The sequence below is a fragment of the Gammaproteobacteria bacterium genome (genome assembly GCA_013003425.1).
Taxonomy (GTDB): Bacteria; Pseudomonadota; Gammaproteobacteria; order Steroidobacterales; family JABDKV01; genus JABDJB01.
Genome location: JABDJB010000051.1, coordinates 26292 through 41987 on the forward strand (window position 1 = coordinate 26292; position 15696 = coordinate 41987).

Annotated in this window: 13 protein-coding genes and 1 pseudogene; 5 read left to right on the top strand and 9 right to left on the bottom strand. The window is 58.9% G+C overall.

Annotated elements, in window-relative coordinates:
* Positions 1-46: 46 nt before the first annotated feature.
* The gene (locus tag HKN06_07890) at positions 47-1051 is read left to right on the top strand and encodes an FAD:protein FMN transferase (protein NNF61235.1); all 1005 of its coding nucleotides are present in this window, start codon (positions 47-49) and stop codon (positions 1049-1051) included.
* Positions 1052-1119: 68 nt separating this feature from the next.
* Here HKN06_07890 and HKN06_07895 read toward each other — a convergent pair whose 3' ends face one another.
* The 4 genes and pseudogenes from HKN06_07895 to HKN06_07910 all read right to left on the bottom strand — a co-directional run bounded on the left by HKN06_07895 (position 1120) and on the right by HKN06_07910 (position 5520).
* Positions 1120-1395, bottom strand: a complete 276-nt coding sequence (locus HKN06_07895) for a transcriptional regulator (protein ID NNF61236.1) — start codon at positions 1393-1395, stop codon at positions 1120-1122.
* Positions 1396-1401: 6 nt separating this feature from the next.
* Positions 1402-2850: a hypothetical protein gene (locus tag HKN06_07900; protein ID NNF61237.1), complete on the bottom strand. Its 1449-nt coding sequence runs from the start codon at positions 2848-2850 to the stop codon at positions 1402-1404.
* A 173-nt stretch (positions 2851-3023) separates the two neighbouring features.
* A pseudogene (locus HKN06_07905) lies at positions 3024-3773 on the bottom strand (alpha/beta hydrolase).
* A 331-nt stretch (positions 3774-4104) separates the two neighbouring features.
* Positions 4105-5520, bottom strand: coding sequence for a wax ester/triacylglycerol synthase family O-acyltransferase (locus tag HKN06_07910; GenBank protein ID NNF61238.1), 1416 nt, complete (start codon positions 5518-5520; stop codon positions 4105-4107).
* Positions 5521-5668: 148 nt separating this feature from the next.
* On the opposite strand from HKN06_07910, the gene HKN06_07915 reads away from it, so the two are divergent.
* Genes HKN06_07915 through HKN06_07925 form a run of 3 tightly spaced genes read left to right on the top strand, consistent with a single transcriptional unit; the run spans position 5669 to position 8334 of the window.
* Entirely contained in the window at positions 5669-6403 is a 735-nt protein-coding gene (locus HKN06_07915) for a crotonase/enoyl-CoA hydratase family protein (GenBank protein NNF61239.1), read from the top strand.
* Positions 6404-6440: 37 nt separating this feature from the next.
* A complete protein-coding gene (locus HKN06_07920) occupies positions 6441-7835 on the top strand; it encodes a DUF1298 domain-containing protein (protein ID NNF61240.1) in 1395 nt (464 codons plus the stop codon).
* Between the two features lie 4 nt (positions 7836-7839).
* A complete protein-coding gene (locus HKN06_07925) occupies positions 7840-8334 on the top strand; it encodes a hypothetical protein (GenBank protein ID NNF61241.1) in 495 nt (164 codons plus the stop codon).
* Between the two features lie 12 nt (positions 8335-8346).
* On the opposite strand, the gene HKN06_07930 is transcribed toward HKN06_07925, so the two are convergent.
* Both HKN06_07930 and HKN06_07935 read right to left on the bottom strand, forming a co-directional pair.
* Entirely contained in the window at positions 8347-8820 is a 474-nt protein-coding gene (locus HKN06_07930) for a hypothetical protein (GenBank protein ID NNF61242.1), read from the bottom strand.
* Between the two features lie 49 nt (positions 8821-8869).
* The gene (locus tag HKN06_07935) at positions 8870-11236 is read right to left on the bottom strand and encodes a tetratricopeptide repeat protein (GenBank protein ID NNF61243.1); all 2367 of its coding nucleotides are present in this window, start codon (positions 11234-11236) and stop codon (positions 8870-8872) included.
* A gap of 132 nt (positions 11237-11368) precedes the next feature.
* On the opposite strand from HKN06_07935, the gene HKN06_07940 reads away from it, so the two are divergent.
* Positions 11369-13321: a cadherin-like domain-containing protein gene (locus HKN06_07940; GenBank protein NNF61244.1), complete on the top strand. Its 1953-nt coding sequence runs from the start codon at positions 11369-11371 to the stop codon at positions 13319-13321.
* A 1-nt stretch (position 13322) separates the two neighbouring features.
* On the opposite strand, the gene HKN06_07945 is transcribed toward HKN06_07940, so the two are convergent.
* From HKN06_07945 to HKN06_07955, 3 genes are all read right to left on the bottom strand, one after another.
* Positions 13323-14663, bottom strand: coding sequence for a cytochrome-c peroxidase (locus tag HKN06_07945; protein NNF61245.1), 1341 nt, complete (start codon positions 14661-14663; stop codon positions 13323-13325).
* Between the two features lies 1 nt (position 14664).
* Entirely contained in the window at positions 14665-15099 is a 435-nt protein-coding gene (locus HKN06_07950; protein ID NNF61246.1) for an auxin-binding protein, read from the bottom strand.
* A 13-nt stretch (positions 15100-15112) separates the two neighbouring features.
* The coding region (locus HKN06_07955; GenBank protein ID NNF61247.1) for a hypothetical protein at positions 15113-15696 on the bottom strand (584 nt) is incomplete at its 5' end.

The following is a 15696-nucleotide window of genomic DNA, read 5'->3' on the forward strand; positions in this document are numbered from 1 at the left end:
ACCAAACCGCTCGATCGGGGCGGTTTCTTGTTATATTTCAGCAGCTATGTGGAAAAAATATCTTTGCATCATCGGATTCTGCCTGTCAGCCGCGCCGGCGGTACAGGCAGAGTGGTACACCGGCACCGCCGCCATACTCGAAGACACCGTGCAGATCGAATTCTGGCACGACAATCCTGACTACGCTGACCGCTGTATTTCCGGCGTGCAGGACGAGATGCGCCGTATCGACGTGATGATCAGCGCCGACAACCCGAAGTCCGAAATGGCAAAGATCAACCGCAAAGCGGCGCGTCGGCCGGTAACTGTCAGCACTGAGCTTTATGGCCTGATTGAAAAGGCACTGCGCTTCGGCGCCGTAACTCGCGGCGCTTTTGACATTACTTTTGCCAGCGTCGGGTTTCTGTACGATTACGAGAAACGCGTTCGCCCCGACAGCAAGAAAACGAAAAAGGCGCTGCAGGTTGTCGACTACCGGCTGGTACAGACCAACCGGCGCGAACGCACGGTGCACTTCCTAAAAGACGGCATGCGCATAGATATCAGCGGTATCGGCAAGGGACACGCCGTCGACCGCGCGATAAAAACGCTGGCCGCCTGCGGCGCCATGCATGCGCTGGTCAGCGCCGGCGGCGACACCCGGGCGATGAGTGATCGCCGCGGCAAGCCATGGGTGGTAGAGATACGGAATCCTCGCGCCGGTGACCAAGTTTACCAGGTACGCATCCCGCTCAATGACCAGGCGATTTCGACTTCAGGCGATTACGAACGGGCTTTCGAACAGGACGGCGTGCGTTATCACCAGATCATCAACCCGCGCACCGGTAATTCGCCCAGCGATGTACGCAGCGTCAGCGTAGTGGGTCCCGACGGCATCTGGTGTGATGCACTGGCAACCGGGATTTTTGTCCTTGGCATCACCGAGGGCATGGAGGTTATTGAATCGCTCGATGGCTACGAGGCCTACCTTGTCGATCATAACGGCGGCCATCACCGCACATCCGGGCTGCAGACCCACTGCGATCACGTCGCCCACCCTGCCCATAATTGAGTTTCGCGGCTGGCGCGCCCAGCAGCAATCGTCGCAGGTATTTTTCGGCTGGCGCCGCCGTTACAGTTTCAATTGCCGAATTCCAGCACTGAGAACCGTGCGCCGGGGGTAAGCACCTGCAACGACTGCAGCTCATGCAGGGCTACTTCAAATTCGCCCTTGGCTCCAGCCAGCAGCAGAAATTCTTTGCCCTCACTTGTTTTCGTATCCCTGGCCACGCCGCGACTGCGTGTTCCATCGCGGGTGACCAGTTCTACTTCATAGCCGTGCAGGCAGACAACTTCAATATGGTCATGAAGACTGCAGTCGATATTGCGTATGTTTGGCCGCTCCGTTGCAGTCATGACTCCTCAGTTGTGCGACATCGTTTGCTGCACCTGCTGCCATGACTCGCCGAAGTCGCGACTGACCAGGTGCACACGGCCGTAGCCACACAGGGCTTCGATCTGCTCTGCTGCAGGAATCGCGACACGGCAACTATGGAAGCTGAGAATCTCATTTTTCACCCAATCCGTCGCCCCGTTGCGCTGAAAATACAGCGTCGTCGGCGTCGAGAGAGGCTTCTCTGTCTGGACGAACAAGCCGGCATCGGTTTCAAACGCCGCAACCATGTGCTTCAGGATTTTGGCAGGTGCCGCAAACGGCCTGATCTCGCCCGTCTTGCGATCAACCACAACCACTCGTGGCTGTTTCATCAGCAGCGCATGGTCACGGCCGATGATATAAACATCATCCCCGGTTATCGAGTGCGAAACCCGCAGCGCCTGCTTTCTGCCAACATTGTAGTCGCTGGTCTGTTTCCAGCTCTGGCCGGCATCGACTGAAACCAGGAAATTAAACTGGTTATCGACAAGCAGCAGGCCCTGTTCACCAATTTTAAAGGCATTATTCACAAAGAAGCCACCTGGCAGCGTGGTCACCTGCTGCAGCGAACTACCACTGTTGCGCAGCAGGCCACCGGCCTGGCTGTAAAACCACTCTGAACCGGCGACGCTGCCAATGTGAGACAGCCGGTCGACGGCCGGGTTATCAAGAATCAACAAGCGGCCTTCGCGGCTCCTTGCGACCATCCCGAGGTCGCCCGATGCCCAACCTGATTGTGAAAGCAGAATCGGGTTGCTCGCACCACTCGCGCCAAACCTGCGATCCTGCCGCGCAAGCTTGATTGCGTCATCAGCATACAATCCAAGAACAATCTCTCGTATCTCGGTCAACCTGTCGTTGACGTAGCTGTACTCCGGGACAATCACATCAGCAGGCTTGATTGTTTCCGCCAGTTCCGGGTAGTACTTCTGGAAATAGCGCTGCTCGGGCCCCGGGTTCTCAAATGGCAGAATGTACACCTGGCTGCCTTCGCCACCGGGCTTGCCCGGCTCCTGGATCAGGTACAGCAGCCCGAGATGGGTAATCTTCCCGGCCTCGATCTGAAACTCCCTGTTAATCGGCAATTTCGCGTATGTCGTGGTCGTAATTGTGCCGTTGGCAATGGTGCTGTAAGTGCCACTGCTGCCGAGGACTCGGGTAATTCCTTCCAGCGTGTACTTACCCGGCTTCAGTTTCTCAACGAAAAAACCGTCATGCGCGCTGCTGTTACGGCCTGGCTTCAGCACCACTGTGGCGTTGTTCCACATATTCGGGCCGAGCTGAAGTACGACGAGCCCGTGCCTGTCCAGCGAGTTGGGCAGTTTTTTGAGTTTCACTTTCTTGGCATGAGCCGCTGGTGACAGCGCCATCACGGCGGCGAGACCAAGCGCCACAAGGATGCCGCTTGTTGCACGGACGGATTGATACTGAGCCATGGTTCTGCGCCTGCGTTGATAGGAAACGCGATTGTTGCAACAGCACCGCAGAAAAAACGTGAGTCAGCGCACAGCCGGCGCTGCAGCTGCTTGTCATAACCCGGGCAGGTCTAGCCTGAGGCGGAAATACCCCGGTCAGGTCGGGGATAAACAAGCCCACCGGCACACTGCTTGCGATCGAATGGGCGCCAGGCATCCGGGTGCTGGGCGAGCCGATCGAAAATTGCCCACAGCACCGACGGGTTGTGACCGAGCCCGCAGTGACTGCCATAAACGCGAATATTCTCGGTGTGATCGGCCTCGACTTCCAGCGAGCACTGCCACGGCACGACACCATCGCTACGACTGTATATCGCGGTACACGGCACGGGCGGCACGCGATAGCCATGGTCGAGCGCTTCGGGCGCGATCGGATCAATATGATCCATGTGGATTTCGTTGTACAACCAGGTTGCCGCCGTGTGCTCATGGTGCCGCAAGGGTGCACCGAGAGTAATTACCATGCGCACGTCGTCCGGGGCACGCCACGCAAGCTCGCGGGCATAAACACCACCGAGGCTCCAGCCAATCAGGCTGACACGGCGATCGTATCGCTGCCGCAGCTCGTGCATACGTGCCAGCACCGCACCATCATCAATAGTCGATGGGCCGAGGTTGCGACCCAGTTTCCAGCGATGCCCCATGTAGCCGAGTTTCTTGAGAATGTGTCGCAGCGGAAAAGTGGACCGGCCACTTGCAAGGAAACCCGGCAGCACCAGCACGGCATGCCCGTCACCACGTGGCGCCATGCGGAGCAGCGGGTATAGCCAGCCGTATGCCGCAAGCTCGGCAATCGCGCGGGTTTCCATCGCCTGCCGCAGCAGCGATGGCTTACGGATGTTGCTCGCGTTGTTGTCGGCTTGCGGTTTGATCACTGCAGACATTGGTCACCGATCTTGTTTCTTGCTTCTCACGATACACCATTTGCAAATTCGCGGCTGGCCGCTCTCGCGCCCCAATAATCGTCGAACCGGCCCGGCTGGTTCGACTCCTTTTACCCCCAATTAACCACCAGCCGCGACGCTGATCACAATATCGCATCATCGGAATGCCGGAACCGGCCGAACGGCGAGAGAACTTTTACGGCGTCGTGCCGGCGCAGCGGAGGCAGGACGCCGAAACAAGCCGGCCCGATTCGAGCGAGGCAGGATGCCGAGTGAGATTAAGCCGAAAAAGATTCCGCGCCGATTGGCGCATGTCGCGCGCAGTCGCAGCTCAAACGACTGACGTCGCTGCCGCAGTCGCGGCGTAGGAATCATCGAGACACTGACAATAAAAAGAGGGGTCCGGCATAATTTCGCGGCACGACACTGCACTGATCATGACTTTTCCGTTGTAGCTCACCACTGGCTGGAACAACCCGAGGCCATGCGCGACCGGACCCAGACCGTAAATGGCAACCATCCGCGAGCCCATCGAATAAAGTGGCTGCTGAGCACCAGGCACATTGGTAATGATCAGGTTATAGAAAAGCGGCAGCCGCCTCGCCAGCCCGCTGCGCCCGTACGCGCGCGCCAGTAATCCGGTGGTCATAGAGGGCAGGAATTGCGCCGCATCAGCGGCAAGCGAGGGCCCGATAGTAGCGGTGAGCTTTTTCGCCCGCCTGCTGGCCTCGGTTACCGCCGCCAGCCGTTCGAGCGGGGCGGCAAAATCGCTGCCGACCGGCAGACTCATGGTTGTCACCTGGTTGCCTTCAGCACCTCGTTGCGAATCGGGTCGTGCCGAAACTGGCGCCATCGCAACCAGACTCTCTTCGGGTAACTCATTCTTTTCCAGCAGGTACCTGCGCAATGCGCCACCGCATATACTTACCACGACATCGTTTACCGTGGCGCCTGGTACTGCGTTTTTCATTGCGCGAATTTTGTCGAGCGGAAAGCTGCGGCCATCAAAGACGCGATGGGCAGACACGTTATCGTTGAAACGCGTCCTCGGTACCTTGAGCTGCAGGCCGAAGTCGCCGGTCACCACACCCTTGCCGACACGCGCGGCGGCCGGAATATTGCGCAGGGCAAATTTCGCCATATCCAGCGGCTGACGGATGCTTCGTACCGCCGAACGCCCGAGCAAGCCCATCCGGGTGGGATGACCCTCCGGCTGCCAGTCAGGCACTGCGTCGCCGGGCTCCACCTCTGGCGTCAAGCCATGAAAAGCGCTGGCGATTTCAGCAGCCGATACACCATCTACCGCGGCGTGATGGAATTTGCTGACCACCGCAAAGCTGCCCGGCGGTACTCCGGCGACGTTATCGAGTCCTTCTATCACCCACGCTTCCCACAGTGGCTTGCTGCTGTCGAGCGGACGCGCGTGCAGCCGCGCGGTCTGGATACATAATTGCCGCCAGTCTCCTGGTTTTGGCAAAGCGATGTGGCGAATGTGGTATTCGAGATTAAATTCCGGATCTTCAATCCAGTAAGGGTGATCAAACTCCAGCGGCACATGCACGGCACGCCGGCGAAATGCCCGCGCGGTATGCAGCCGTTGCTGGTAGAAGCGCAGGATATCCTTGAATCCGACCTTTCCGCCCGGCGCCGTCGACTGATCGTAGATCGCCAGGCTGCCGATGTGCATCGGCATCTGCCCGGTCTCCAGGTACAGGAACGCGGCGTCGAGCCCCGATAGCTGCTGCATGCATTATTCTCCCGCCGGCAACGGCAACGCAGTGAGCCGGTCTGGTTGCAGCTTAACGCATGTAGTACTGCCGGGGCAGGACAGGCAGGTTCCCACGCAGTGGCCGGGGCGTGTACGATCAGACACGACGCAAGTGAGACTGGCAGCCATGACCACCGATTCCATTCGCTACACCCTGCGCGACCAGGTCGCAACGATCGAGATTGACGATGGCAAGCGTAATGCGCTATCGCCGCAGCTGCTGCGCGAGATCAACCAGGCATTCGATCGCGCCGAGCAGGACCAGGCAATTGTGATACTGACCGGAAGGGAGTCGGTTTTTTCCGCGGGCTTTGATCTCAAGGTAATGAAAGGCGGCGGTAGCAACGCGCTGCGCATGCTTGGTGCAGGCTACGCCCTGACGGCCCGGATCATGGGCTACCCCTACCCGGTCATTGCCGCATGCAATGGTCATGTGCTGGCGATGGGCGTGTTTATGATGCTGTCGGCCGATTACGTGATCGGCAGCCGTGGCGATTTCAAAATTGCAGCCAACGAAGTTGCCATCGGCCTGACGATGCCGCGGGTGGCAGCAGCGATGCTGCGTCACCGCCTCAAACCGGCTGACTACCAACGCGCTGTAACCCTGTCGCAATATTTTGATGTGGAAACAGCACTGCAAGCCGGGTTTTTTGACGAACTCGTCGAACCCGACCGGCTACTGCTGCGAGCCAACGAAATTGCCACCGATGCAAAACAACTCGACCGGCACGCACACAAAGCCTCAAAGCGCAGAATACGTGGCGCATTAATCCGTAAAATTCGCCTCAGCATCCCACTGGACCTGCTCGATGCCGCATTGCTTGGCTTGCGCCGCGCCCGCGCCCGCGCCCGCGCCCGCTGAATTTCTAAACCCGCCTCAGGTAAACAACCAGTCCACTATGAACACGCTATCCATATTCGACCTGGCCTTTTTCGCCACCGAGAGTGAACAAAGCCCGAAGCATGTCGCCGGCCTGATTACATTGCGCAAACCCGACGGAGCGCCTGTCGATTACGTCGAACAACTGGCCGCCGAAATACGATCCCACAACAAGCCAACGCCACCATATAACCAGGTTATTGATTTTGTCGGCGGCGGCTTGCCGCGCTGGCGCGAGGCGGAACACTTCGACATTGCAGACCATGTATTGCTGCATCAGCCCGAGCAGCCGCTGGATATGGCCGCCCTGACCCGCTTTGCTGCCAACCTGCACGGGCCGATGCTGTCGCGCGACCGACCGCTGTGGGAATTCCACTTTATTGATAATGTCGATCGCGGGCGTTTTGCGATCTATGCAAAAACGCACCACTCATATGCCGATGGCGTCACGCTCACTGCCTGGATGAACCGCTCTCTTGCCGTCAGGCCGGGAACCGGTAACTGGGTGCCGGTGTGGGCTCTGGACCATTCAAAGCAGCGCCGTGAGTCAGACCGCGTGCAGCAAAACCTGCTGCAAAAACTGCTGCTCGGGTCGCGCAAGCAATTTATCAATGTCCTGGGTTTTGCCAAACTGGGCGCGCAGCTGTGGCTGGAGCGCTTCGGCCTGACACGCAACGCCGTCGCGGTACCGTTTCGCGCCACCGGCGAAACACCGCTGACCGGCAGCGTCAGTTCGGCGCGGCAGCTTGCCGTAGCGGCTGTCGACATGGAACGCGTGCAGACGATCCGCTCGCTGACCCGCTCGACCCTCAATCATGTCGCCCTCACCTGCATCGACGGGGCGCTGCATCACTACCTGGAAGATCTCGGCGTACAGCTGGAGCAGCCGATCACCATCCAGATGCCGGTATCGCTGCGTCGCGAAGGTGACGAAAAGGCAGGCAACCAGATCGGCATCGTGCTTGTTGACCTGGCACAGCGCACCACTGATCCCTACGTGCGGTTGCGCGAGATCGGTTTCACGCTGCGCAATGTGCGCAGCCAGGTTGACGGTGTGCCGCCGGGTTCAGTAATGCACTACACGCTGGCACTGGGTGTCTTCGCACAGCTGGCCGAGTTTTTGCGTCTTACCGATGTGTTGCCACCGGTTGGCAACACGCTGGTCTCTAATGTACCCGGGCCGAAAAAACCACTCTTCCTTGGCGATGCAGAAGTGGAGACTATCGTGCCGATCAGCACGCTGACCCCGGGCAACCGGCTCAACATCACGCTGTACAGCTACGCCGGTACGCTGTATTTCGGACTGGTGGGAACCGAAGAGCTCGGCGACCTGCAGTCACTTGCCGGACACATCGAGCGTGCTTTCGTCGAACTGGAACAGGCAGTGCAGACGCCGGCATCCGGTGGGCGCTGAGCCAATGCCGCAGATCACGCTGTTGGGATGGCTGCATACCGCTGCAGGCGGCTTTGCCATTATTGTCGGGGTCGTCGCGCTGATCCGGCACAAACTGCTGGCGAGCACAAACCTCGCCGGGCGTTTGTACCTGGCGGCGACATTGCTTACTGCAGTTACTGCGCTGGGTATATACCAGCACGGCGGCTTTGGCGTCGCCCATGCGCTCGCTGTCCTGACTTTGCTTGCCCTGGCAGCCGGATTTACTGCAGAAAGAACCAGCCTGTTTGGCGCTGCCGGACGCTTCGTGGCGCCGTTAAGCTACCTGGCGACGCTTTTGTTCCATGCCATTCCCGCCGTGACCGATGCGACATTGCGGCTGCCGGTCGGCGACCCGCTGTTGAACTCAATCGAAGACCCGCGCCTGAAGACTACCTATCTGGCTCTGCTGCTTGCATTCATCGTTGGCGCGATAGCACAGACACGCTGGCTCGCCCGCCAGGGTCGTGCGGCCCGCTGACGATATCCTGAATCAGTGCTCGACGTGTACGCGCGGATCGACACAACGCGCGTTGCCATCATTAACGAATAAAGTGTACTCGTAGTCGCCGGCTACGACGTAGTCCGGAACTTCGATACTGATTTCTTCGCGGTCGGAGTTATTGGTGCCGATGAGCCACGTGTTGGAAAGGTCTTTCGCCACGACCGAGACCGACCCAAATGGCCGCGGATCGCCACCAGGGTTATTCGGTGTTAGCTTGAAAACGAGTGTCGCGTTGCGATTGGCGCACACGTTTCGCGGCGCTACCGTCATGGCGTTGGGATTCGTATTGAAATTGACGCTGGGTGCGCTCGGCCCGCTCGCACCCGGGTTGCTGCAGTTCGCCGGTACATTGAGGATGTCGCATGTCGGCGACTGGATTCCGAGCTGGTTCATTTGTGGGCCATAGGTGGCACAACTGGCTAACAATACTGCGCCTGGGAGCCATAATATTCGCTTGTTCATCGATCTTCTCCTGCCGGGACACACCTGTACTGAGCATAGTCGAAAATTTCTATTCCGCCAGCGAGACCATTCGCTCAAAGCGCGCGTCGTGGCGCAAACTCCCGATGTTCGGGTCACCGGCCAGCAGGCGGGTTGAGTAACCCAGGTCAACGGCTGTCGAAAATGCTGCCAGAGCCGCCTTTTCGTCACCCAGCCGTGTATGCATCAGTCCGTCGATATAGTGGACATAGGGATCGTCCGCCGCCAGCGCTTTTGACCGCCCGATCAGCTCGGCCGCCCGCTCGTGCTGCCCCAGCGCGGTGCGGATCCAGGCAAGATCCATGAGAATAAGCGGATCATTGGGGTTAACACGCAATGCACTGTCGGCAAGCTGCGCGGCAATCTCATACTGCTGCCGTGCCGGCTGCGGCTGCTCAGCAACCCACAATGCGTCCGCCAGGTTGATGCGAGCAAGGTAATCATTTTCCTGCAGCTCCACAGCACGCTCGTGGTGCTCGATCGCCGCATCAAAATCACCCAGGTAATATTTCATCAACCCCAGATTACTGTAAGCACCCTTGGTCGGTTCGAGCGCGAGCACCCGTTCGAAGGCCTCTGCCGACTCAGCAAACCTGCCCTGCAGCATGTACGCGGAAGCGAGATTGCCCAACCCGCGCATGTCGCCGGGATCGAGGGCTACGACGTATTCGTATTGCCTGGCCGCTTCGGCAAAACGCCCGGTCTGAAAAAGAAAGACACCGAGAGTATTAAATGCATCGGCATTACCAGGATGAATATTTACAGCCTGCCGCAGGCTGGCTTCCGCATCTTCAGGCCGTTTCATGCGCTGATAGGTTCGACCCAGGCCAATCAGCGCATCGACACTCGATGGATCCTTTCGCAGTGCACGCTGGTACTGGGCCTCGGCATCGGCGTACTGGCCGGTCGAAACATACAAGTCGCCAAGTGCCGTGTGGACGATATCCAGGTTGGGGTTGAGCGCCAGCGCCGTGCTGCACGCTGCCTGCGCCTTTTCGATGTAGGACGAGTCGTCGACCTCAGTGTATCCCCTCACGTACGTAGCGCATCTGCCGGCGTGAGCAGCAGCGTATTCCGGGTCAACTTCCAGCGCCGCATCGAACCACCCGAGTGCCGCAGTGATACTGCCGATCGATGCCGGTCCTCGCGCCGTGTCGATGCCGCGGCGGTAAAGCACGTACGCGTCTACAGACGGATCGTCCTCGATATTCAGTGCAGCGGCCTGCACTTCCGGTGGCAGCGCCACCCGGACATTGGCAACCGTCAGGCTGGTAATTTCGTCGCGTACGTCAAAAAACGCGTCACGCGGCTTTTGGAACTGTCGGCCAAGCACATGAAAACCGGTTTCGGCGTCGATCATCTGCACCGCAACCCGCATCTCGTTGCCCGCCACTTCGACGCTGCCTTGCAGGTACAGCTGAACCCGCAGCCGTTCGCGCACCTGTTGAGATGAGCTGTTTGGAGACAACGAGTGTGAATCGCCACGCGCTGCAACGTGCAAACCGGGTACGCGCGACAGGCGGACAATTACATCTTCGGCAAGCCCGTTGGCGAATATACCGGTCTCTTCGCTGCCATCGATACTCAGGAAAGGTAAAACCGCGATTGAGTTTTCGACGATTGGTGGTGGCTCATAACTCAGCTTACGAACCTCTGGCACATCGGCACTGGGCAGCCCGATATTCCGGTCATAGATATACACGGCTACTGCCGCAATTCCCAGAGCAGCCAGCACTGACAGGTAGGTTCTGCCAAAACGCCGGCGACGTGCATCCACCGGAGACATCTTGTGCAAAATGGCCCGGCCATCGCGAAATTCCAGGTACCAGGAAAGCACCAGGGCAATCGGAAAACCGGCGATAACCAGCACTGTGACAAAAGTTGCTGCCCATCCTGGCAACAACAGGCGTTCGAACACGATATCGGCAACCTGTATCAGCAACCAGCCAACAACCATGTAGGCAATGGCCGTTTCCAGTACGCCGCGGCGCTTCAGGTTTTCCAGCAAGCCGATATCAGAAACCCGGACACCCTTCTCACTGCCGCCGATCACCGACGATGTGCTCTCCGTGACTGGCTCCGGGTCGACGAGCAAACGGTAGCCCCGCTTTGGCAGGGTCTGGATATAAGTCGGATCGTCGTGATGATCCTTGAGCGCGTGGCGCACATCACTGATTGCATGACTGAGCGCTTCATTGCTGCCGCCATCAGCGCCCCAGACCCGGTGCAAAAGAGTCTCGCGCGTCACCAGCTGGCCGGGATCACGCGCCAGGCAAACCAATACTTCCACTGCTTTTGGTGGCAGGTGCGCCGAGCCGGCGGGACCCGTCACCTGCCCGCGCAGCGGCTCGATCAGTACGTCACCCAGATAAAAACCACGCAGCAGCTCGGACGTCACTTATTAATCCCGTTCATGCAATTACATAATATATAGCTCAGTCCGGCAGAAAACCTGATTATTTGGTGAAATCTCGCCCGGACAGCATTGGCAGCCATTGCGATCCTGCGGCTGATCCCCGGCGCTGATAAAATGCGCGGCCTGATTTTGGGCTCCATGTCCGGTCGATCAAAGAATAATGAGGTAGTCGATATGCGGTTTTCAGGCCTGCTGATTGTGCTGTTGTTGATGAGCGGTTGCGGGAGTTCCGGTAGTAACCAGCTGGCTTCGTCGCAGCCGCCGAGCAATAACGCTCCTGTCGCCAGTGATGTTTCAGTGTCCACCCAGGCGGGAGCTGCTGTCAGCGGCACGCTGGCAGCGAGCGATCTGGACGGCGACTCACTGACGTTTGTATTAGTCCAAAGCCCGTCGAACGGAACGGTAAATCTAAGCGGTAGCGGTAACCGTGACTTCGAGTACACGCCCGACGGCGGATTTACCGGCAACGACTCCTTCACGTATAACGCCAATGATGGCATCGCCAATTCGAACACCGCTACCGTGACGATTACAGTCAACACGCCGCCGAGCGTTTCCCCGGCAAGCTACAGCACAAGCGATCTGGCAACCGTGACCGCCACCGTGTCTGCCACCGATGTCGACGGTGACACCCTCACTTTTTCCATCAACACTCAGCCAGCCCAGGGCGCTGTTACCAGCCTTGACGCAGCAACCGGCGACTTTGTCTACACGCCTGATATCGCCGCCGACGGTGCCGACAGTTTTTCAGTTACGGCCAGCGACGGATTTGCCACTTCGGCCCCCGGCACCATCAGCATCGAAATTTTCGGCTGGGCTGGCACCCAGCAACTCGGGTCGGCTGCGTATGACGCTTTTATTACGAAGGGGCTCGTCATAAAGAACGATGGCAGCCAGATTCTGGTCGGCTCTACCAAGGGCCAGGTGGCATCAACCCCAAATGCCGGTGGCGATGATTTTTTTGTACGTACCACTGACCGGCGCGGTAATGAGACTTCGATCGCACAGTTTGGGGATGCGGAAGACAACAACCCGCGCGGCTTGCTTGCGCGTCCGCAGGACGATGGCTATTACATAGTCTCATCGGGCGACGGCGACAACCTGTATCGTTTTGATGAAGGCGGTACAGAAATTTTCAGCGTGCCACTTCCTGTCGAGGCCGGAACGACGCTGACAATCGCGGCATACTGGGCGGCAACAGATGATGCCGGCGACCTTTATGTGCTTTCCTGGCTGGAATCCAGCAACCCGTCCGTTCTTCATGCCGGACTGGTTTCCAGGGTCAACGGCACCGATGGCACGCTGGTCTGGCAACGTGAGCTGCTAACCTCCGTTGACGATCCGGTCAATTTCTTTATCGATAATTCCAATCGCATCGCACCACGCGGAATCGATTTTGACTCATCCGGCAACCTGGTGATAAGCGGCGAGTTCTGGGACACCAGCAGCGTCCGCCCGTGTGAGCGTTGTGGCTTTATCGCCAAGCTCGATTCCGGCGACGGAACAGATTTGTGGGTGCGCGAACCCGATGCCTTTGCCAACTGTGGCGCTGACGGCAATGGCCGTTTTTACCGCGTGACTGTTGCGCCGGATGATTCCCTGTACCTGAATGGCCTGACCAACTTCAGCGCGTTCCCCGGCAGCGATGGGCTTTTTGCAAAGTACAGCGCCGACGGCACTCAGGAACTTTGGCGTTTCTGCGACAACTCCGGTGCCGATACGACCAGCTTCTTCACCGATCCGCTGATTACGGCCGACGGCGGTATTATCAATTACGGTAGCGTCGGTGATGCCGCGTCGCCGCCGGCAACCAATGGCGGGCCCTCCGAAGCCTACGTCGTGTTACAAAAGTTCGATGCTGGCGGATCCATCACATGGACCCGCCAAATTCAGGCCACACGCGGGGACGGGTCAGCGGCCAACATGCTTGCCGGCTCAGTCGCCGAGGACAGCGACGGCATCCTTTACATTACCGGCGGCACCGACGGCGAACTGACCGACGCTGCAAACGCCGGAGATTTTGATGCCTTTGTGATTCGTATCGGCCCCGACGGGACAGTGCAATAGGCTACTGCGGCCTCTGACGCCAGGGATTGCCGTCGGTTTTCTGCTGCTCATTGAGCGTGCCGAGAAACGCGACGAGCTGGCTCTTTTCATCTGCGCTCAATGACAGCGGCTGCAGCTCGGACTGGCCCAGTTCGCCCGGTGGCGCCGCCGCATAATGGTCAATGACCTCTGCCAGGGTCGCTAACCGGCCGTTGTGCATGTATGGCGCTGTTCGCGACACGTTGCGCAGGCTGGGCGTACGAAAAGCAGACATCAGTTCCGGGCCGGTTGCCTTGATATAGCGCAGCTCTTCGCAGGCATTCTCACCGGCATCGCTGTAGCCGCTCAGGCAGCTGAATTCACCATGCTGCGCCCGGTGTGCGCCGCGAACACGACCCTCCCCCAGCGTATTCTCATCAGCATCGGCGACACCGGTATTGTGGAAGTCGTTGTTGGAAAACAGTGCGCCGTTATGGCAGTGCATACAGTCGGCACGATCGATAAACAGCTTGAGACCCTGCCGCTCGACTTCAGACATCAGTTCGAATGCACGGCCGTTATCACCCGTGTTCAGGGCATCAACGTAGGCATCGAAGCGGGTCGGTAACGGCAGGAGACGACGCTGATAGGCCTCTATTGCCTTACCCATATCCGCGAAAACGCGATTTATTGCATCGCGGTCGGCCAGCGTCATCTGTTCCCAGGCCTCCAGTTCGTCAAGCGAACCCAGCGGGCCGGCCGATGCCGGCAGTTGCTCCAGCCGGTCAAACACTGCCGCTGGCCCGAAGGCTGCCTCGTACTCGTCACTGTAGTGACGGGCAAGAACCTGCACGTGTTGCGTACGCGTACCGCCATGTTCACGTGCATCTTCAAGTGGACCCAGTGCCTGGCGCCACAGCGAATCGGCGCGACCGTCCCAGAACAGCCAGGGACTGTATGCCGCACCAATGACGGACATCGTGTTGCGATCAACAACGTCGACCCCGACACCGCGCGGCAGGCCATCGGCAAAACCGAGCTCTGGCTGGTGACAGCTGGCGCACGACACCTGCCCGTTGCTGCTCAGGCGCTCATCGAAAAACAGGCGTTGCCCCAACCGCGCCGCCTGTTCGTCCGCAGCGTAGCGGTTGGATTCGGATGGCGGCAGCGGCGGCAGATTGCGTAACGACAGCGAGCGGATCAGGGCCAGTTCCTGCGGCGTCCATCCGTCAGGGCCGACCGCCTCAATGCCGGATTTTGTTCCCGGCTGGCTGTCGGCTGTCAACGGGTTATCGGGCTGGCCCGGTGCAGCGCAGCCGTGCAGAAAACCGGTTGCCAGCAAAGCCAGCGCCAGCGCTCTTTGCAGCTGCTGCACCGTGACCATCTCAGCTGCCCGTCGTGTCGGTCACCATGAATTGCAGGTGCACCTGGTCATTGCGCTCGCCGTCATCGATTTTCAGCTTCAACTCCCAGGCGCCGCCCATGTTGAAACGCAGGCCGCGCAGCAGGTAAAGGCCAGGCTCATCACCGGCGATTACACGTGGCACAGTTGGCAAACCGTGCCCATGGCCAGGCATGCCGCCGTCTACGTTAATGCTGGCGCCGTCGACAGCCCTGCCCTTTGCATCGGTAAGCCGCAGCTTCCAGTAGTGCAACGTGTTCAGACGCATGGGGCTCAGACCCGGCTCGACCATAAGTCGATACTCGCCTCCGGCAGATTGCTGCGGTTCAATCGCATCATTGATATTTGGCAGCGATACGTCCTGCGCCGCGACCGGCACAGCAAGAGCCATCAACAGTAGCGAGACCAGTTTTTTCATCAGCCTGCTCCGCTCAGGGCACCAGGGCGCTCGGGCCCGGTGCGCTGCCAAAGTCCTCACGCATGATGGCCAGGTCAAAGGTATTGACGGTGCCGTTGCAGTCGAGGTCTGCATCGTTGCTGCCGGAAAGACCAAAATCGCTGCGCATTTCGGCCAGGTCAAACGTATTAACGATGTTGTTATTGTCCAGGTCGGCATCACAACGGTTACCAAAGCCGTCGCCGTTTGTGTCGCACTGGTCAGGGTTCGCCCGCGCCGTGCAGTTATCACAGGCATCGCCGACGCCGTCGGTATCGGTATCGGTCTGCGTTGCGTTCTGGGTGTTCAGACAGTTATCGAGTTGGTCCTCGACGCCGTCTGCATCGGAATCCAGATGCGGCATCAGCACAAAGAGCTCGCCCTTGTTGATCTGGCTAAGAGCCACGGCCCCACTGTTAAAGAAGTAGTACCCGCTCCACACACCGGCAAATCCCGGTGCATCCGTATCCGGCGGATTGGTGTCGAAAAAGGCGGCCTGCAACAGGTTGCCATTGGCGATATCAAACGCGTCCAGCACACGGTAGCCAGAAGTGTAATTGGCCTGGTGCAGGTAACGGC